This is a genomic window from Neobacillus sp. PS3-40 (assembly GCF_030915485.1).
GTDB lineage: Bacteria > Bacillota > Bacilli > Bacillales > Cytobacillaceae > JAUZPL01.
In genome coordinates, this window is the sequence record NZ_CP133266.1 from 2,166,077 (window position 1) to 2,186,281 (window position 20,205).

Consider the following 20,205-nt stretch of genomic DNA (forward strand, 5'->3'; position numbering starts at 1 on the left):
TTTTTCCCATCATAGAAAATAACAATCCTAGATTCATAGCAATAGTCTACTAGTCCTAAAATTTCCAAAACTACCCTGTATGCATGTGAATTATTTCACAATGGTGAACTTTTGAAATTTATTCGAACTCTTTTTGATTCTGAAATGAGAAAACCGTAATCATCATATGTATACAAATGGGGGATGGATGATCCTTGACTAATTTGAATGAGGGTGAATTAACAAATGAAATATGATTTAGTCCTATTACATGCGCCAAGTGTTTACGATTTCAGAGAAAACGCTTTACTAGCTGGCCCAATAAGCGACGTTGTTCCATCATCTCCTGTTTTTGAAATGTATCCTATCGGCTTAACGAGCATAGCAGATTATTTAGAGAGATACGGCCTTAAGGTGAAAATAATCAACATTGCCAATCGAATGTTAATGAATCAAAATTTTGATGTTGAAAAAAAATTGAAAAAGATTAAAGCGAGAGCTTTTGGAATAGACCTACATTGGCTTCCACATGCACATGGAAGCATTGAGCTTGCCAAGATTGTCAAAAGGCTCCATCCAGATACACCTATTATTTTCGGAGGATTATCTTCAACTTACTTCCATAAAGAATTGATTCAATATCCGTTTATTGATTTTGTAATGCGTGGCGATTCAACAGAAAAATTAATGCTTCTGCTCATGAATAAGTTGGAATTTGAAGATACCCATTATGTGGATATTCCTAACCTAACCTGGAAAAAGGGCGAGGAAATTGGTTATAATCCCATCACATATGTACCGAAGGATTTAGATGAATTTGACATACCTGGCTATCGATATACTATTCGATCCGTTTTTAAATATAAGAATTTTCTTGACCCACTTCCGTATAATGGCTGGCTTCAATACCCTAACACTGCCTTGTTGACAGCAAGAGGTTGCTCGCAAAACTGCCTTATTTGTGGGGGATCAAGGGATGCCTACGAGCAAAACTGTAATCGAAATGGTCTAGCATTAAGATCTCCCGCAAAACTTGTTGAAGATATTCAATTTGTCCAACGCTTTAGCCGTGCCCCCATTTTTATTATTCATGATATCCGGCAAGGTGGCGTTGAGTATGTTAATGAGTTTTTTCATTTACTAAAAAACATCAAACTAAAAAATGAGTTAGTTTTTGAGTTATTCCAATATGCGGATGAACAGTTTTTTGAACAGATAAATGAAGCAGTTCCCAAGTATAGTATTGAAATCACCCTTGAAACCCATGATGAAAAATTAAGGCGCCTAAACGGGAAATTTAATTGCACGAATCAAAAGGTAATTGATACATTGAACTTTGCCTTAAAGCATGGATGCAAAAAAATCGATTTATTTTTTATGGTGGGTGTTCCAGGGCAAACATATGAAAGCACCTTACAAAATATTGATTTTTGTGAAACGATACATCTGGCTTGTCAAAAGGACCCACGGATCTTTTATTTCGTTGCCCCCCTTGCACCATTTCTTGATCCGGCAAGCCCTGCATTTGAAAATCCAGAATTATATGGTTACAAGAAATTTTGCCATACACTTGAGGACCACCGCAAGGCCATTACACAACCTTCATGGAAACACATGTTAAGTTATGAGACAAAGTATATGACTAGAGATGAAATTGTCAAAGCAACGTATGATGCCGCTAAATTATTGAATGACTTTAAAATGAAATATTATTTAATCGATAAGGAAACCTTCTTCGACATTGAAGAAAAAATTAATAAATCGATGGACTATATTGAAAGAATTGATAGACTTCTCGCACTCCCACCTTCCCTGCAAACCACAGAACTAGAAAAAATTAAAAAGGAAATTCAGGAGTTAAATAGATACAGCATTTGTGGTAAAAATGAATTGAAGTGGGAAGTAAAGAAAAATTACGCAAATATATTTTCGCTTGCACTAGTTGGTTTGGAGCAGCTTTATGAAGACTACTCCATTAAGATTAAACGTCAAATAAGCCCAAGCAATCGGGATCAAGTGAAGCTAGATAGCTAAGAAAATACGCTCATTTTAAAATAGGAGAATCAACTAAAACTAAGTAGTTCCGTTTTTGTGGAGGAACATTTATAATAGCCTAGGATTTAGCATATCAATTTAGATACAAATTGGTATGCTATTTTTTATTGGTTGTCTTTGGATGTTTTCAGATTTTTCTACTTTGTCTACCTGAGTTGATGGGAGCGGAGGGCACTTGACTCCTGTGGGATTAGAGGGATTGGGAGACCCCACAGGCGGTACGCCGAGGATCATCATCCCTCCCGCGGAAAGCAAGTGCCCGGAGCGGAAATCAACGGGCAAAGTTAGGAGCTAAATACAATCATTTATGCGAAAAGAGTTTATAAAAAGGGCATCGGAATTTCTCTCCGATACCCTTTTTAACAGCAAACTTACCCATTCTTCTATTAATGACCACCAAGATATGCCATTCTAATTTGATCACTTTGATTTAGTTCATCTGATGTTCCGCTTAAAACAATCTTTCCAGTTTCAATTACATAAGCGCGATCCGCAATGGATAAAGCCATATTCGCATTCTGTTCAACTAATAAAATAGTTGTTCCACTTTTATTGATTTCTTGAATGATACGGAAGATCGTTTTTACTAAAAGTGGAGCTAAGCCCATCGATGGTTCGTCTAATATTAAGAGACGGGGTTTAGCCATTAAAGCTCTACCCATAGCAAGCATTTGCTGCTCTCCACCGGACAATGTCCCTGCATGCTGTTTCTTGCGCTCAAGAAGTCGTGGGAAGAGATTATATACTTTCTCAAAGTCCTCTTGGATACCCTTTTTATCCTTTCGTAAATAGGCTCCCAACTCCAGATTTTCCTCAACCGTCATATTTGCAAACACTCGACGTCCTTCGGGAACGTGTGATAATCCCTTTTTCACAATTGCCTGTGCAACTTTACCTGAAATTGACTGCCCCTCAAACAAGATGTCACCATTTTTTGGTTTAAGCAATCCTGAAATTGTTTTTAACAGCGTACTTTTTCCAGCGCCATTCGCCCCAATAAGAGTCACGATTTCGCCTTCATTAATTTCAAGGGAGACTCCTTTAAGTGCCTGAATATTTCCGTAGAAAACATTAATATCATTAATCTTTAACATTAGGAAACCTCCTCCCCGAGATATGCCTCGATGACTTTTGGATTGTTTCTGATCTCATCTGGAGTGCCCTCTGCAATCATCTGTCCATGATCGAGAACATAAATACGTTCACATACTCCCATAACAAGGAGCATATCATGTTCGATTAATAGAACGGTTAATGAAAATCTTTCCCTTATAAAGGAAATAAGGTTCATTAGCTCTTCTGTTTCCTGTGGATTCATCCCTGCTGCTGGTTCATCTAGTAGGAGTAGTTTTGGATTGGCAGCCAATGCTCTCGCAATTTCTAAGCGCCGCTGCTGTCCGTATGGTAAATTTTTTGCCTTCTCATGCATGAATTTTTCCAAGCCAAAGATCTTTAAAAATTCGATTGCTTTCTCTTCCATTTCCTTTTCGCCGGAAAAATGATGCGGAAGCCGAAAAATCGAACTGATCATAGAATGTTTGGCAAGAGAATGGTACGCTACCTTAACATTATCGAGAACAGATAATTCACTAAACAAGCGAATATTTTGGAACGTACGGCTGATCCCTTTTCTTGTTATTTTATATGGAGCATGACCATTTAATTTATCGCCGTCTAAGGAAATGATACCTTCTGTAGGTACATAAACCCCAGTTAATAAATTAAAAAATGTGGTCTTTCCTGCACCATTTGGACCAATTAACCCTACTAGTTCCCCTTGATTTAGTTCAAGATTAATATCTGAAACGGCTTTTAATCCGCCAAATCGGATTCCGGCATTCTCCACTTTAAGCAACGGTTTGTTTGCTTTCATCCTGTACTCCTCCTTTAGCGGACTTTCGGCCTTTAAATAATGATGTTAATTCTTTTGTTCCCATTAATCCTTGTGGACGGTAGAGCATCATTACTATTAAAACTAAGCTATAAATAATCATCCTTGTTCCCGGATACGCCTGTAGATAGGTTGAAATAATTGTTAATAAAATGGCTGCAATTACTGCTCCGGACATACTTCCTAAACCGCCTAGAACAACGAAAATTAAGATATCAAATGATTTCAAAAATCCAAAGTTTGTTGGTTGAATAATATAGAAGTTGTGAGCATACAAGCTACCTGCAACGCCTGCAAAAAATGCTCCAATAGCAAAGGCCGTTACTTTATAGTAAGTTGTATTAATTCCCATCGCATCTGCTGCAATTTCATTCTCTCGTATAGAAATACAGGCACGTCCGTGGGTTGAATTTGTAAAGTTAACAATGACAATAATGGAAAGCATGACGCAAAAAGCAAGCCATGGCCAAGTGGTTAAATGGGAGACCTGCATCCCGCTCGCCCCACCTACATAATCAACATTTAAAAACACAATTCTAACAATTTCTCCAAATCCTAAAGTGGCAATGGCAAGATAATCTCCCTTTAAACGGAGACTAGGAATACCAATGATTAATCCTGCAACAGCTGCAGCTAAGCCGCCAACTAGTATTGCAACCACAAAAGGAAGATGCAACTTCATTGTTATAATCGCAGATGCATAAGCTCCAACTGCTAGGAAACCTGCATGGCCGATGGAGAACTGGCCTGTGATACCAATAATTAAATGGAGACTAACTGCCAAAATAATATTAATGCCGATAAAGAACAAGGTATTAATATAAAATGGATTTAGTTGCCCACCGGTTATTAATCCTTGAACTACTATTGAAAAAATAATGGCCAAAACGATTGAGCCCCAAAATCCTTTAGCCCGCTTTACTATATTCATCGCTTAGCCCCCCTACACTTTTTCTCTAACATTTTTGCCAAACAGTCCTGCTGGGCGGAAGATTAAAATAAGAATCAACACAACAAACGCCACGCCATCACGCCATAATGAATATCCAAGTGCACTTACAAGCGCCTCAATGACACCTAGTACTAATCCACCTGCCATGGCACCTGGAATAATTCCAATACCACCTAGGACGGCTGCTACGAAAGCTTTAAGACCTGGAATAATCCCCATCAATGGTTCGATCTTTGTATAATACATTCCAAAAATAACTCCTGCTGCACCTGCTAGTGCTGAACCAATTGCAAATGTTGCAGAGATAGTATTATCAACATTAATGCCCATTAGTCTTGCAGCATCCATATCATGAGAAACTGCACGCATCGCTTTTCCAATTTTCGTCTTATGGACAATAAACTGAAGTAAAACCATCAATAACACAGATATTCCTAATATAAACAGCGATTGGCTGTTAATTTCCGCTCCAAAGAATTTAATTACTTTTATTGGAATGACATCTCCCGGATATGCTTCTGGCTGTGCACCTCTAATATAGATTGTTCCATATTCAATTAATAATGACACACCAATAGCCGTAATAAGGGCTGCAATCCGCGTTGCATTCCGTAAAGGTTTGTAAGCAATTCGCTCGATGACTACTCCAAAAATGCCACAAGCCACCATAGAAATAATTAAAGCAAGGAAAAAATTTAGATGTAAAAAAGTAATAGAATAAAAGCCGATAAATGCTCCAACCATGAAGACATCTCCATGGGCAAAGTTAATTAATTTTACAATTCCATAAACCATGGTATAACCAAGGGCAATTAGTGCGTATATACTGCCAAGAGAAATCCCGTTGATCAGCTGCTGTATAAACTCCATGTCACACTCTCCTTTAAAAGGACCTAATAAAATGGAATAGGGAGACATAAACTCTCCCTATTCATTTACTACACTATTTTTTGTTAAGATTAAGGATTTACCTTTGTTTTAAATACTTGCTCGCCATCTTTGTATTCAAGGATAACAGCAGCTTTAATTGGGTCATGATTTTTATCAAGCTTCATTTTACCTGAAACAAGTTGCAAACCATCTGTTTCTGCAAGTGCTTTCTGAATTTTTACAGGGTTAGAACTTCCTGCACGCTTGATTGCATCAGCAACAAAATAAGCAGTGTCATAACCAAGAGCAGCAAATGCATCCGGTGATTTTCCATCATATTTAGCTTTAAATGCCGCTACGAAATCTTGAACTTTAGGATCTGAATCTCCAGCTGAGTAATGGTTTGTAATAAACGTATTCTCTAAAGCGGCCTTACCGCCAATCTCGACAAGCTTAGGAGAATCCCAGCCATCGCCACCCATAAATGGAACGTTTAAGCCACCCTCACGAGCTTGCTTAAGAATTAACCCTACTTCTTCGTAATAACCTGGAAGAAAAACAAATTCAGGATTAGCTGATTTAATACGTGTCAAAGTCGCGTGGAAGTCAGTATCTTTAGCCACATATGCTTCTTCAGAGACTATTTTTCCACCGTTCTTCTCAAAGGACTCTTTGAACGCTGCTGCAAGCCCCTTAGCGTAGTCGCTTGAGCTGTCAATTAATACTGCTGCAGTTTTAACCTTTAGCTCATTTGATGCAAAGTTTGCAGCAACTGTACCTTGGAATGGATCGATGAAACAAGTACGGAAAACAAAATCATTTAACTTGCCATCTTTAACCGTAACTGCTGGGTTCGTTCCAGTTGGTGTTATTAACGGAACTTTATTATCTTGAGCAACTTGAACTTGTGCTAAAGTATTTGTACTTGTTGAGGCACCAATAATCGCAGAAACCTTATCCTGACTAACAAGCTTAATCGCACCGTTTGTAGCTTCGGCAGCGTCTGATTTATTATCTACCTTAACAAGCTCTAGTTTTTTTCCATCTATTCCCTTTTTATTAATTTCTTCAAATGCAAGCGCAACCCCTTCAGAAACTGATTGACCGTAGGAAGCAACACCCCCTGATAATTCGATGTCGGCACCAATCTTAATTACTTTGCCACCATCATCCCCACTACCACTTGTACTTGTTGATCCACATCCAGCCATAACACCTGCTGTTACTAAAAGTGATGCTAAAATACCTGCAACTTTTCTCTTCTTCATGCTTTACCCCCTGTTTGAAATTTTTTTGTATTTCTCCCCTTGCAGAATCCATATTTCACTTTTCGGATTCTTAAAAATAAAAATAATATTCTGAAAACATTGTACAAAATAATTTTCCTTTCGTCTAGTAGTATTACGAGTTATTTTGAGATAATTTTAAAAAGTTAGAAAAGTCAGTTATAATTGGAATAAAAATGGTTTTTTAAGTAATAATTATTTAAATCTTAATAATATCAACAAATACTTAAATGCTTTACAAAAAAGGGATTCCAGCAAAGGAATCCCCAAAAATAATTATATTAATTCTTTTCTTTTCGTTTCTTTCCCCAAAAACATTACAGTTAAAGCGGCGATTAATACGGAGATACAAAAAATCGTAAAAATGGTTGAAATTGATGAATGTTGTGCAACAAGGTACCCTACAAGCAGTGGCCCAAGTATTCCTCCAATTCGTCCAAAGGAAGCTGCCATTCCAGATCCTGTACCTCGAATATTGGTTGGATAATGTTCTGGCGTATAGGCATATAACGCGCCCCAAGCACCGAGATTAAAGAAGGACAGAAGGATTCCAGCAGTTAGTAATAATGCTGTTGATTCTGCAGCACCAAATAAGTAAGCACTCAAAGCTGTACCTATTAAATAAACAACCAACACAAATTTACGTCCGAATTTTTCAATAAACCAGGCTGCTGTAAAATAACCTGGAAGTTGAGCGAGTGTCATAATTAGAACATATTCAAAGCTTCTAATTAGGCTAAATCCTTTCATAACCATCACACTAGGGAGCCATAAGAACATTCCATAATAGGAAAATACCACGCAAAACCAAAGAATCCAAAGCATAGTTGTCTGACGCGCATAATCCTTAGACCATAATTTAGCGATACCTTCAAAAGCAGAAATCCGTTCTTTTTTCTTTAATGCGCTAAAACGAGGTGAATCAGGCATACCAATTCGTAAATAAATGGCATAAAGTGCAGGTATAGCGCTTATTAACAAAGCAGCCTGCCATCCAAACTTCGGAATGATGAAATACGAGATAATAGCGGCAACCAGCCAGCCGAAAGCCCAGAAACTTTCAAGTAAAACGACTGTCCTGCCCCGTTTCTCAACTGGAACACTTTCCGATACAAGTGTGGATGCTACTGGAAGTTCCCCACCTAATCCCATTCCTATAACAAATCGCAATACAAGAAAAAGGGTTAATGAGGTCGTAAATGCAGCTAGCCCACTCCCAACTGAGAATAAAACTAACGTCATTATAAATACATTCTTTCGACCAATTCGGTCTGCCATTAACCCGAAAATCAATGCTCCTACTGCCATTCCAATCGAGTTAACACTACCAATCCAGCCCATCTGCTCTGTTGATAGATTCCAGTCTATCTTCAAGGCTGCGATGATAAATGATAGGATTCCTACATCCATCGCATCAAACATCCAGCCCATCCCAGCAATTCCGAGTAATTTCTTGTTTGAAAATTCTTTTCCTCTATATGAATTCTTAATTGAAATTTCTTTCTCCATTTGTACCTCCTGCTGAGAAACTTTCATTACAAAAATCCCCTTTATATTTATGATAGGACAAATTTATTACAAACATTATTCTAACAGTTGTCTTTACACTTGTCACTATAATATATAGGATTACTATTTTTTAGCATTTCCCTTTTCTCGTATACAATTATCCCTAAAAAAAATAATTCTAAAATGTTTTGTCGAATAATATACTGTAAAAAAATTAATTACAGAATTTACAGTGTTTTCAAAAAAATGTATAATAATTTTGTATTATGTATGAAAGGGGGGAGCGTGTTATTTAGCTTAAGGGGGATAAAACGCTATTTTTTAAGGGGAGAGAATGTTTTCACGGTCACCAAAAAAGGGGGTAATTGAATGTCAATGAATCAACCTGTCTTAAAGCAAAGCATTGCATCACCATTAGACTATTGCGAAATAGCTCAATCTTCTTCTTTTCAAAAGCTTCTTCGCGAAAAACGCAATTTCATCGTTCCTTGGTCATTATTCTTTATGATCTTTTACTTCACATTGCCAATTTTGACAGCCTACACTGACGTTCTTAATAAAGCCTTCTGGGGTCCAATCAGTTGGGCATGGGTTTTTGCCTCCGCCCAATTCGTTATGACATGGGCATTATGTATAATTTATACAAAACGGGCAGCAAAGTTTGATAAGATGGTCGAAGAAATAAAGGATTCTATCTCTTTCAAAGGGGGAATTAGATAGATGAATACGACTGCCTTTACACTCTTTCTAATCATTGTTGGATTAACACTTGTTATTACTTATATCGCTTCGAAACGAACAAAAACCACCAGTGATTTTTACACAGCCGATGGCAGTCTAACAGGTTGGCAAAATGGTTTGGCCATTGCCGGTGATTATATGTCAGCTGCTTCATTTCTTGGTATTGCAGGAATGATTGCTTTATCTGGCTTTGATGGATTCTTTTATAGTATCGGTTTCCTTGTTGCCTATTTAGTGGTTCTATATATTGTCGCTGAGCCACTTAGAAATCTTGGGAAATATACAATGGCTGATATGATTGCTGCCCGTTTTAAAGAAAAAAACGTTCGTGGCGTTGCAGCCTTAAATACGATAACCATTTCTATTTTTTATATGATTGCACAGCTTGTTGGGGCAGGTGCATTAATTAAGCTATTGCTTGGCTTAGATTATATGTATTCTGTTTTAATTGTTGGAGTTTTAATGACTGTTTATGTTGTATTCGGCGGGATGATGGCGACAAGTTGGGTTCAAATTGTCAAAGCATTATTGCTGATGGGCGGAACAGTCGTCATTTCCATCATGGTTTTTGCTAAATTTGATTTCAATCCAATAAAGATGTTTGAACACATGAAAACTGCTACACCATTAGGCGCTGGGTTTTTAAATCCAGGTAACAAATTTACAAATCCATTGGATACCATTTCTCTTAACTTGGCTTTGGTTTTAGGTACTGCAGGACTTCCGCACATTCTTACTCGCTTTTTCACAGTTAAAGATGCGATAACAGCCAGAAAGTCTGTCGTTTATGCTACCTGGATCATCGGAGTTTTCTATGTAATGACTGTTTTCCTAGGGTTTGGAGCAGCATCATTCGTTGGTTTTGATAAAATTGTTGCTGCAAATGCTGCTGGAAATATGGCCGCTCCATTGCTAGCTGAAGCCTTAGGAGGCGAATTCTTTTTTGCCTTTATATCCGCTGTCGCATTTGCAACCATTCTTGCCGTTGTCGCAGGGCTTGTACTTTCAGCCGCCTCAGCATTTGCACATGACTTCTATAGCCATATTCTAAGACATGGTAAAGCAACTGAACGGGAACAAGTTGTTGCCGCTCGTTGGGCATCGATCGGCGTTTCTATTTTGTCAATTATTCTTGCTCTTTTTGCTCAAAAAATGAATGTAGCGTTCCTAGTAGCATTAGCATTTGCTGTTGCAGCTAGCGCGAATTTACCCATTATTTTATTCACAATCTTTTGGAAGCGCTTCAATACATCTGGAGCCGTTACCGGCATGATCGTCGGGCTTGCGAGCTCACTGATTCTTGTAGCCATTGGGCCAAACGTTTGGTCACCAGAAGTAGGGAAGGCCATTCTTGTCGGAAAACCACTCTTCAGCCTTGGAAATCCAGGAATTGTCTCTATACCATTAGGATTTATTGCCGCCTACTTAGGAACAGTACTTTCAAGTAAAAAAGAGGATGTTAGAAAATTCGATGAAATTCTTGTTAAGGCGAATACAGGACTATAGAAAAAGTCCCTTCATTGGATAGATTCATAGAATAAATTTTGATAAAACCAAAAAGATCAGGATGCCAAGTTTCAGACATCCTGATCTTTTTATTTTGTTTTTTTAACGGTATAAAAGGATTTTTCCGACTGTTCCATCATCGCTTTGACCCACAACGCGAACCTTTAATCCAAGATGAGGAATGTTACGTCCAACATCTGGATCCTGTGCGTTAAGGTAATTTTGACTGTCATCAAAAAGGGCATTGCTTTGAGTGAAGTTATCTTTTAAATAGAATGTTGGATCGCCTATTGTGACATTACTACCTTTATTTAAACTAAATGCAGCATCATGCATTTGATAGCTATTAGAGCCCAATAGTTTATTAACATCATAGTAACCGTTCGGATCTGTCCAATCCTTATAGTGCCAGATGTTATTGTGTTGATCCGCATCGACAACCCCTAAGAAGCCGTCACCAGGATGGTACTCAGGTCCGGTCCAGTTATTGTTAAATGAGTTATCAACATACCAAACAACTAAACCTTGATCATAGGAAAGCATAGTACCTTTGCGGTTTACGTTTGCGAGACCTGCATCAGAGCCGTTATGTGATCTCCATTCAAGAAGATAATATTGGCTGGCACGGCTTTTACCATTGGATTTTGTGAACCCATCATATGCAAATGGAGATGTTCCTTCAGCATCATCTGATAGAACTGCATTTCCACCTGCCGTTACCTTAACATCATCTACATAAAAACCAGCTTTTGATAAACCGCCATCCGTATCGTAGTTGAAGCTTAATTGTACCTTTTGTCCGGCAAATTGAGATAGATCAAATGTCGCGTCGACCCAGCCATTCGAATCACCTGTAATTCCGCTACCTGGATTAGAACCATATGGATCATCATTTGTTGTAAGATTACCAGGAATGGTTTTGCCATTTACACGAATCGTTGCATAATCATAATCTTTTTCAATCGAATACCAAGTTTTAAAAGTAAGCTGTGCAGATGTTGCGTTTGTTAAATCAACAGTTGTCGTCATGTTATTGCTAAGGTTATCCGCACTGCCACTAAAGTACTCTGACACTCCACTTGTAGGTGTATTAACATCCGTAACTTTTATAGGAAGGTCGACTTTAACAACATCATTATTTGTACCTTTTGTACTTGCTTCATCAAGAAGGAACTCGGAACCTTTTGAAGTAACATCATTACTATTGACTTCATTACCAGTTTGCCAGTTAGGGATAAATTCGCCAGTAGTCATGGATTGTTGCAAAAATTCCTTATCATATGGGCTAAAGCCCGATGGTTCTGTACCTGGAACTTTACCTGTCCAGCTTCCGCTTGACATGATTGACCAGTAGCTGACAGGTTCCCCTGAACCACTGTAAAGAGTATCGTACTCATCAGGTAAGCCTAAGTTGTGACCAAATTCGTGGGCAAATACCCCAGCTGCACCGTCTTCAGGTTCAACTGTGTATGCAAAACCGCCTAATAGTCCACCCCAATAAGGTACATCTGTTTGTGTATTTGGAATTGTAGCCACTCCGCCCAAATCCCAGCTATGGGACCAAATTGCATCCGGACCAATTTGCCCTCCACCAGCTTCTTCACCAACGCCGGAGTGAATAACCATTACATGATCAATAAGCCCATCCGGTTCGCGTGTATTTCCGTCTCCATCCAAATCATAAGGATCTTCCTGATCATAATTATTTAAATTAACAGAAGGATCTTTAGCTGCTGCTGCTAAGACTTCTTTAATTAAAGCTCGAGGATTAACATCATTACCTCCGCCGCTATGTGCACCATAATAAGCAGCAGGATGACTAGCCGTGTACCAACCAGCAACCTCACCATCAACTGTATAGCTTCCACCCGATTGCTGTTCATAAAACTGCTTCATGGAGATTTTTGTTTTACCATCAGGACCTACATAGCCATCTTTACCAAAAATCATATCTTGATAATGTTGGTGGGAGTACGCATCAGCCCCGCTATAATACATATCTGTTTCATCAGCTGTTAATTGTCCATGTGGGACATCGGGGAAATCAATTAAAAGAACAAGTACCTCATCTTTTCTTTGTTGCCCATCCCACTTTTCTCCTTGAACTGAAGAAACTGCACCCTGTTTGGCCTGATCTACCTTGTTTCCTTTTCCTGAATTAACACCGTTACTATCCATTTTCTCTTTAATTTGTTCAGTAAGAGCATCGCGTTTCTTACCTAAGGAATCGTTTGTCTTTGCTGTTTTAGATGCAACTGCCATCTTATGCAAATACTGCTGCAATGCTTTGTCAGCTTCAGCTGGCGTAGCATCCTTTGCAATAGTGCCATTTTTCTTTAACATCTCGATGAGCCGCTCGTCATTTGCAATAGCTAAGTCACCCGGTGCCACTTCATTTGTGTAAGAGTTTAGAATAGATGCAGGTAGTTTACCTTGGCTGAATGCACCTGGTGCAAACGCGCTAAATACTAGACCTGCTGAAAATAACGGAATGCCCAATTTCTTCTTCCAATCCATCAATCCTCCTCTAAACAAATTTATTTGAGCGTGATATGTAACGGTTTACTTCCCCCCTTATCACCGTCACTTTAGTTAAAATTGTAGTTACGTATCTATACTAATTCTAATAATCCTTGTAAATTCCTCTGATTTTTCACAATTAACAGAAAAATGATTCTTAAGTAATAGTGTTTCTTCAATTCCCACTAAAATATCCCCTTTCTAAAGTCCCAGCAACAAATAAAAGGCCGAATCAATTTACTGATCGGGCCTTCTACCTTCAACTATCTACTTTTTAATCTAATGCACTTTCAATATTTTTAAACTGATTAAAAAACATATTATAATATCTTCCTTGTTGATCAATTAACAGGCTATGATTCCCTTTTTCAATTATTTCCCCATGATCGATAACCATAATCGTATCGGCATCACGAATTGTATTCAAGCGGTGGGCGATGATGAAGCTAGTACGCCCCTTCATAATAGAAAGTAGCGCATCCTGAATATGGAGCTCTGTCCTCGTATCAATACTACTTGTTGCCTCGTCTAAAATAAGCAAAGATGGTTTGGCCAAAATAACTCTTGCGATAGCTAGAAGCTGCCGTTGGCCTTGGCTTAAATTTCCGCCGTTTTCTAAAATAGTCGTATTATACTGGTTAGGAAGGCGTTTTATAAAGGCGTCTGCATTTGCCATCGCTGCCGCTTCCTCTACTTCTGCATCCGTTGCATTTGGATTTCCATATTTAATATTTTCCTTAATTGTCCCTGAAAATAGATAGGTATCTTGAAGCACAAAACCGAAACTTCTTCTTAAGCTGTCCCTAGTGTATTCACGGATGTCCCTACCATCAATAAGGATTCTTCCACTTGTCACATCATAAAAACGTGTTAATAAATTTACAATTGTGGTCTTTCCCGCCCCGGTAGGTCCTACGAGCGCAGTACTGCTTCCCTCATCAGAACAAAAACTGACATTCTTTAAAATAGGGACATCGGCCCGATAACCAAAACTGACATTTTCAAATACAACTTGACCTTTAGGATTCTCTAAAGAAATCGCATCTTGAATATCTGATGGTTCCTCTTGTTCGTCAAAGATTTCAAATACGCGCTCAGCTCCAGCAACACCCGATTGCAAGATATTAAAAACATTAGCAAGATCATTAAGTGGTCTTACAAATTGCCGTGAATAGGTTAGAAAACTAGCAATAATTCCAATTGTAATATGACCCCTTACCGCAAGGATTCCACCAACAACAGCGACCACTGTAAAGCCTAAGTTATTAATGACATTCATAATCGGCATAAGAAACCCCGACCAGATCTGCGCCTTCAAACCGACGTCACGCAGCTTTGCGTTAACAACTTCAAATTCTTCAATTGCCTTATCTTCGTGATTAAATGCTTTTACAACATGTAATCCCGAAATCGTTTCCTCAATGTGGCCATTCAATTTACCAAGCTGTACCTGTTGATCTTTAAATAAAACACTTGTTTTCTTTGCAATCGTTCGAGTTAATAAATAGACAAGCGGTATGGTGATAATACTAGCAATTGTCAGGATTGGGCTCAAAATCAACATCATTGTTAATGAGCCAATAATGACAATTGAACCTGACATTAACTGGGTTGTAGACTGTGAAATCGTATTGCTCACATTATCAATATCATTTGACAATCGACTCATCAATTCTCCATGTGTCCTCGTATCAAAAAAGGAAATCGGCAACTTTTGGAGCCTTTGAAAAAGGGCATTTCGGAGACTTTTAACAATCCGTTGGGAAACTCCCGCCATTAGCCACCCTTGTAAAAAGGTAAGAAGTGCATCCAAGATATAGGTAGATAGCAAAAGGAGAACCGCTATTTCCAATAATCCAAAATCGACTTTCCCGCTGTGTAATGTCATTGCATCAACGGATTTACCAATCAGAAAGGGAGCTAATAGTGTTATCACTGAATCAATAATAATAAACAGAAAGATGATCGTTAAAATTCTTCTTTCTTTTCCAAAATATGACCATAACCGTTTAAGTGTCCCCTTAAAATTCTTTGGTTTTACAACAGGTCTTCTTCCCTGTCCATGCCCAAAGCCCCTTCCAGGTACAGGTAGTGCTGGAGAAGTTTGTGTTTCTTGAACCCTTTTATTTTCATGCAATGGTTCCGATTGACCAGCCATCTACTCTACCTCCTTTCCAACCTGGGATTGAAAGATTTCCTGGTACACCTGATTTTCTTTTATTAATTCTTCATGCGTTCCAATCCCGACAATTTCCCCTTTATCCATCACAACAATTTTGTCTGCATCAATAACAGAAGTAATCCGCTGAGCAATTAATAAACAAGTAAGCCCTTCGGCATACTTTTTCAAGGATTCTTTTATTTTTACCTCAGTCGCCATATCTACCGCACTTGTACTATCATCTAAAATTAAAATCTCAGGATTCCTTACTAGTGCTCTGGCGATTGAAATACGCTGCTTTTGCCCTCCCGAAAAATTGACTCCACCTTGACCTATTTTTGTTCGATATCCTTCAGGTGACTGGGAAATAAAATCATGAGCACCCGCCATCATGGCTACCTTTTCAATCTCTTCAGGCGTAGCAAATTCACTTCCCCACTTAATATTCTCCTCTACCGTTCCTGTAAACAAAGTAGTTTTTTGAGGAACAATCGCAATTTTTTCTCTTAACGCTTTGGGATTACTATTACGAATATCCTTATCATCTACTTTAATAGTTCCCGCGTTTATCTCATAAAAACGGGGAATTAAGTTAACTAGTGTGCTCTTTCCTGAACCCGTCGACCCAATGATACCTACGGTTTCGCCTGGTAGGCAAACTAGATTTATATTTTTTAGAACAGCGTTTTCCGGAGTACCGTCATACGAGAAGCTTACATTGTCAAATTCGATCTTTCCCTTTTCACTCTGTGCTTCCATAGCTTCGTCATTCCAAGTGATTTGATCTACCAATGAAAATACTTCACCAATCCTACCTGTCGATGCCTTTGCTCTAACAAACATATTGAAAACCATTGAAATCATCATTAGGGAGAACAGAATTTGTGTCATATAATTCGTAAATGCAATAATATGGCCAACATGCATCTGGCCATGTTCCACGCCTACACCACCAATCCAAAGCACTACAACAATTCCTAAATTAACAGTAAGGATTATAGCAGGGCTAAAAATAGACATTAAACGGATGGCAGAAATGGATTTATTTTGAAAATCCTCATTGGTTTTATTAAATTTCTCTACTTCATAATCAAAACGATTAAATGCTTTTACGACCCTTACGCCTGATAAATATTCCCTCATGGTTCCATTTACACGGTCAAGCGCTTTTTGTACTTTTATAAATAGCGGAAATCCCAATTTCATATTCATAATAATTAAAATTGCAACAACCGGAACCACTACTGCTAGAACAACAGACAGATGGACATTTAGGCGAACTGCCATAATTAACCCACCAATTGCTAAAAGGGGAGCTTTTACAAAAATTCGCATCAATCCATTTACAAAGACCTGCACCTGGGTAACATCATTTGTTAGTCTTGTCACTAATGACGCCCGATCAAATTGGTCTATATTTTTAAAGGATAGAGATTGGATTTTTCGGAATAGATCGGATCTTAGTTCCGCACCAAAGTTTTGTGAAACAATGCTAGCCAAAACACTTCTTGTTGAAGCGGATATTGCACCAAAGGCGGTAATAAGTAGCATGATGCCGCCCATCTTTAAAATATAATGCACATCCTTATTTGCCACACCTATATCAATGATTTTTGACATAATGGTTGGCTGCATCAAGTCACATAGTGCTTCAAATGTTAAAAATAAAACAGCGATACTAAAGAGCTTCCCATATTTTCTTACATAGTTCATCAAAAACGGCATGACTGATTCCACCTTTTACTTCCCCAAAAAAGATTAATTTACGTTCATTCCACTCATCACTTCTCTATTATAGTTGGCTAAAATCATTTGACAAATAATAACTATCATAATAAAGAAAACTCGCTGATTGGCGAGCCCCTAAGGGCGATGACAGAAGCGTAGTTGCACTTATGCGCTAGTAGAATTTATGGATATAAATTCTGATTAGCTAAGAAAAACCAGGCAAAATCCGCCTGGTTTTTCTTATAGAGCTCTACTAATTTAAGTCGTTCATGGCCTTGATGAACAACCTTCAAATGATAAAGTATTTCACCCTTTTTACATTGACTATTTTAAAGCTCATTGTTGCTTTTGACACCCTGTAAATTGTATTTAGACCATAACTTTGTCCGTTGATTTCCACTCCGGGCACTTGCTTTCCGCGGGGAGGGATAGGAGCCTCCTCGGCGTACCGCCTTGCGTAAGTCTCCTATTCCCTCTAATCCCACAGGAGTCAAGTACCCTCCGCTCCAATCAACTCAAGAAGCTAAAATAGAAAAGTCTGAAAAACATCCAAAGACCACTAATGATTCTAGACAGCCACTATTTTTACTGTCTAATGGAATCAAAGACCAATCGGTTTTCCAAAGTGATTTCGGCTTCATCGAATTTATGATGAACAGTAACACCCTAATTAGCACACTGACAATTGGTAATGCCAGTCCTTTAATTGGTTTGCTATTTGCTTCTTCAATGTTTATATAACTTCAATTAAAATATTGTTATTTCAACAAAAAATAGCATACCAATTTGGAGGTTAATTGGTATGCTATTTGAAATGTTTTTCCACAAAAACGGAACTACTTAAAATAATAGACGATCCTTTTTCTATAATTAATCTTTTAAATTATCAGGCTGTAATCCTTTAGTTTACGATAGAGTGTATTTCGGCCAATATTTAATTGCTTAGATGCACGACTAATATTTCCATGCGTTTGTTCTAAAACTTGCTTAATTAAAGTGATTTCATGTTCTTGCAAGCTTACTATTTTATTTATACTCTTTTGCTCCTCTCCACTTGGTTTGATAGAAGGAGGACAAAGAGACATGAGAAGAGATTTTGTTATACGATTATGATTTGCGAGAAAAGCAGTCTGTTGCAAAACATTTTTCAGTTGCCGGAAATTTCCTGACCATTCATATTCCGTTATAAACCTTTTAGCATCTTCCGTTAATTCTATTTTTTCTTTTTGGAAGGGTAACTGGGATAATATATGGTCTGCTAACAAAAGCAAATCGGTACGATCGCGAAGAGAAGGAAGTTTCAGCGTAAAGCCATTAAGACGAAAATATAGATCAGCACGAAACCGCCCTGCTTCTACTTCTTTTTGTAAATCTTTATTTGTGGCTGCAATTATTCGTACATCTATTGGCCGTGGGGTGGTACCCCCAATACGTGTAATGTAGCCCTCTTGCAACACTCGAAGTAAGGAAACTTGGGCAGCCAAAGGCATATCACCAATTTCATCCAAGAATAGTGTCCCACCATCTGCTGCTTCAAATTTCCCTATTTGCCCTTGTGTCTTTGCCCCCGTGAATGCTCCCTTTTCGTAACCAAATAGCTCACTTTCTAATAGGTTTTCAGCAATCGCTCCACAGTTAATAGCAATAAAAGGGTTTGTTTTCCTTAGGCTGGCACCATGAATAGACTGGGCAAAAAGCTCCTTTCCTGTACCAGTTTCACCAGAAATAAGAAGGCTTATATCTAAAATGGCTGCTCTTTTAGCAATAGAGATTAGCTCATTCATCTGATGGTCATTACTAATGATATCTGTAAAATGATACCGATTCATTAGTTTACTAGTCTGCTTTTGTATTTCCCCCTGTAATAGTAAACAGGATTGCTCATTATTATCACTAGGTAGAGTATGAGTAGTAAATACCTGATTTCCAAAGAGAAAACTTTGCGATTGTGCAGGTGTTATTGTAAAAGGATCAAATCCTGCTAAAATACTTGAAATCGGTTGACCGATTACCGATGACTCAGAACAGCCAATCGTACGTGCGGCCGTGAAATTTAATCTAGTAACTTTACCCTCATTATTGAATGTGATTAGGGATGATGGATGGTGATCATAAATAAAAGCGAGATCTTTCGTTATTTTTTGGGTTTGTTTTTGAGTTTGAGCTAATAATAAGGATTGTTCAATACTGTGTGCTGCACTTTTAATCAATCCCAAAGTAATTGGGTGGTAGTTTTGTTGATAGCTACTTATATTTACTATACCAAGAAGGCGTCCATCAGGGTCAAAAATGGGGGCTGCAGCACAAGTCAGAAAGTGATTATCCTTCTGAAAATGTTGACTCCCTTGAACAAGCACTGGTTTTTTTTCCACAATAGCTGTACCAATCGCATTGGTTCCCTTTGCTTCCTCTAGCCAATTGGCCCCCTTTCGTAAAGCAACATTGTCAGCATGTCTTATAAAAGAAGGCTCTCCGATCGTATCGATTATATATCCCTCTGGTGTAGCTATTAATAAAAGGAATTCCGTTCCTTGAATGGTATGATAGATATCTTTAAATATTGAAGAAGAATAATATAGAAGCTCATCGTATCGATTGTAGTATTCTCCCAACTCATATTCTCCAAGTAAATGCTCTTTATCCATTGCTGCTGAAGTAAGTCCTTTTAAATGGCAACGTTTCCATGATTCTTTAATATAATCAGGGATTACTCCCTTAGTGGTTTTAAGATTAGTAGGCATAGAATGATACCTCTCATTTTCGTAATGTTCTGAAAATAAAATTACATATAAAATTATTATAACAGATAACTTTACAAATGAAATTGAAGACCTTTTACTTGTTCCAAACTTATACACCTGTTCCAATATGGAACAGAAATTTGTTCTAAATTGGAACAGTTTATTTTTTCTGCCCAATAAAACTGAACATTTTGTGAAGATTTTTAAAGGTTTTCAACATTGGCACAGTTCTTGCATTATAAACAAGTGTGAGCGGTCATAACCTT

Annotated in this window: 13 protein-coding genes; 3 read left to right on the top strand and 10 right to left on the bottom strand. The window is 38.0% G+C overall.

Annotation, left to right across the window (positions count from 1 at the left end; genetic code table 11):
- The first annotated feature begins 225 nt into the window (after nt 1-225).
- A complete protein-coding gene (locus RCG20_RS10645; protein WP_308184211.1) occupies nt 226-2,013 on the top strand; it encodes a TIGR04190 family B12-binding domain/radical SAM domain protein in 1,788 nt (595 codons plus the stop codon).
- Between the two features lie 407 nt (nt 2,014-2,420).
- On the opposite strand, the gene RCG20_RS10650 is transcribed toward RCG20_RS10645, so the two are convergent.
- From RCG20_RS10650 to RCG20_RS10675, 6 genes are all read right to left on the bottom strand, one after another.
- Complete coding sequence (locus tag RCG20_RS10650; protein ID WP_308184212.1) at nt 2,421-3,128, bottom strand: ABC transporter ATP-binding protein; 708 nt, start codon at nt 3,126-3,128, stop codon at nt 2,421-2,423.
- Nucleotides 3,128-3,907: an ABC transporter ATP-binding protein gene (locus RCG20_RS10655; RefSeq protein ID WP_308184213.1), complete on the bottom strand. Its 780-nt coding sequence runs from the start codon at nt 3,905-3,907 to the stop codon at nt 3,128-3,130. Before RCG20_RS10655 ends, RCG20_RS10650 begins: the two co-directional genes overlap by 1 nt.
- Nucleotides 3,882-4,856 (bottom strand): branched-chain amino acid ABC transporter permease, encoded by a 975-nt coding sequence (locus RCG20_RS10660; RefSeq protein ID WP_308184214.1) that lies wholly within the window; start codon nt 4,854-4,856, stop codon nt 3,882-3,884. Before RCG20_RS10660 ends, RCG20_RS10655 begins: the two co-directional genes overlap by 26 nt.
- Before the next feature lie 12 nt (nt 4,857-4,868).
- Nucleotides 4,869-5,747: a branched-chain amino acid ABC transporter permease gene (locus RCG20_RS10665; protein WP_308184215.1), complete on the bottom strand. Its 879-nt coding sequence runs from the start codon at nt 5,745-5,747 to the stop codon at nt 4,869-4,871.
- 89 nt (nt 5,748-5,836) lie between these two features.
- Nucleotides 5,837-7,015, bottom strand: a complete 1,179-nt coding sequence (locus RCG20_RS10670) for an ABC transporter substrate-binding protein (RefSeq protein WP_308184216.1) — start codon at nt 7,013-7,015, stop codon at nt 5,837-5,839.
- A gap of 294 nt (nt 7,016-7,309) precedes the next feature.
- Complete coding sequence (locus RCG20_RS10675) at nt 7,310-8,542, bottom strand: MFS transporter (protein ID WP_308184324.1); 1,233 nt, start codon at nt 8,540-8,542, stop codon at nt 7,310-7,312.
- A gap of 369 nt (nt 8,543-8,911) precedes the next feature.
- Between RCG20_RS10675 and RCG20_RS10680 the strand changes: the two genes are divergently transcribed.
- Nucleotides 8,912-9,262, top strand: a complete 351-nt coding sequence (locus tag RCG20_RS10680; protein WP_308184217.1) for a DUF485 domain-containing protein — start codon at nt 8,912-8,914, stop codon at nt 9,260-9,262.
- Complete coding sequence (locus tag RCG20_RS10685; protein WP_308184218.1) at nt 9,263-10,789, top strand: solute symporter family protein; 1,527 nt, start codon at nt 9,263-9,265, stop codon at nt 10,787-10,789. It abuts the gene before it with no gap.
- A 102-nt stretch (nt 10,790-10,891) separates the two neighbouring features.
- Here RCG20_RS10685 and RCG20_RS10690 read toward each other — a convergent pair whose 3' ends face one another.
- The 4 genes from RCG20_RS10690 to RCG20_RS10705 all read right to left on the bottom strand — a co-directional run bounded on the left by RCG20_RS10690 (nt 10,892) and on the right by RCG20_RS10705 (nt 19,939).
- A complete protein-coding gene (locus tag RCG20_RS10690; protein WP_308184219.1) occupies nt 10,892-13,306 on the bottom strand; it encodes an immune inhibitor A domain-containing protein in 2,415 nt (804 codons plus the stop codon).
- A gap of 277 nt (nt 13,307-13,583) precedes the next feature.
- Entirely contained in the window at nt 13,584-15,467 is a 1,884-nt protein-coding gene (locus RCG20_RS10695; protein WP_308184220.1) for an ABC transporter ATP-binding protein, read from the bottom strand.
- The gene (locus RCG20_RS10700; protein ID WP_308184221.1) at nt 15,468-17,195 is read right to left on the bottom strand and encodes an ABC transporter ATP-binding protein; all 1,728 of its coding nucleotides are present in this window, start codon (nt 17,193-17,195) and stop codon (nt 15,468-15,470) included. It abuts the gene before it with no gap.
- A gap of 881 nt (nt 17,196-18,076) precedes the next feature.
- Complete coding sequence (locus tag RCG20_RS10705) at nt 18,077-19,939, bottom strand: sigma-54-dependent Fis family transcriptional regulator (protein WP_308184222.1); 1,863 nt, start codon at nt 19,937-19,939, stop codon at nt 18,077-18,079.
- Between the last annotated feature and the right edge of the window lie 266 nt (nt 19,940-20,205).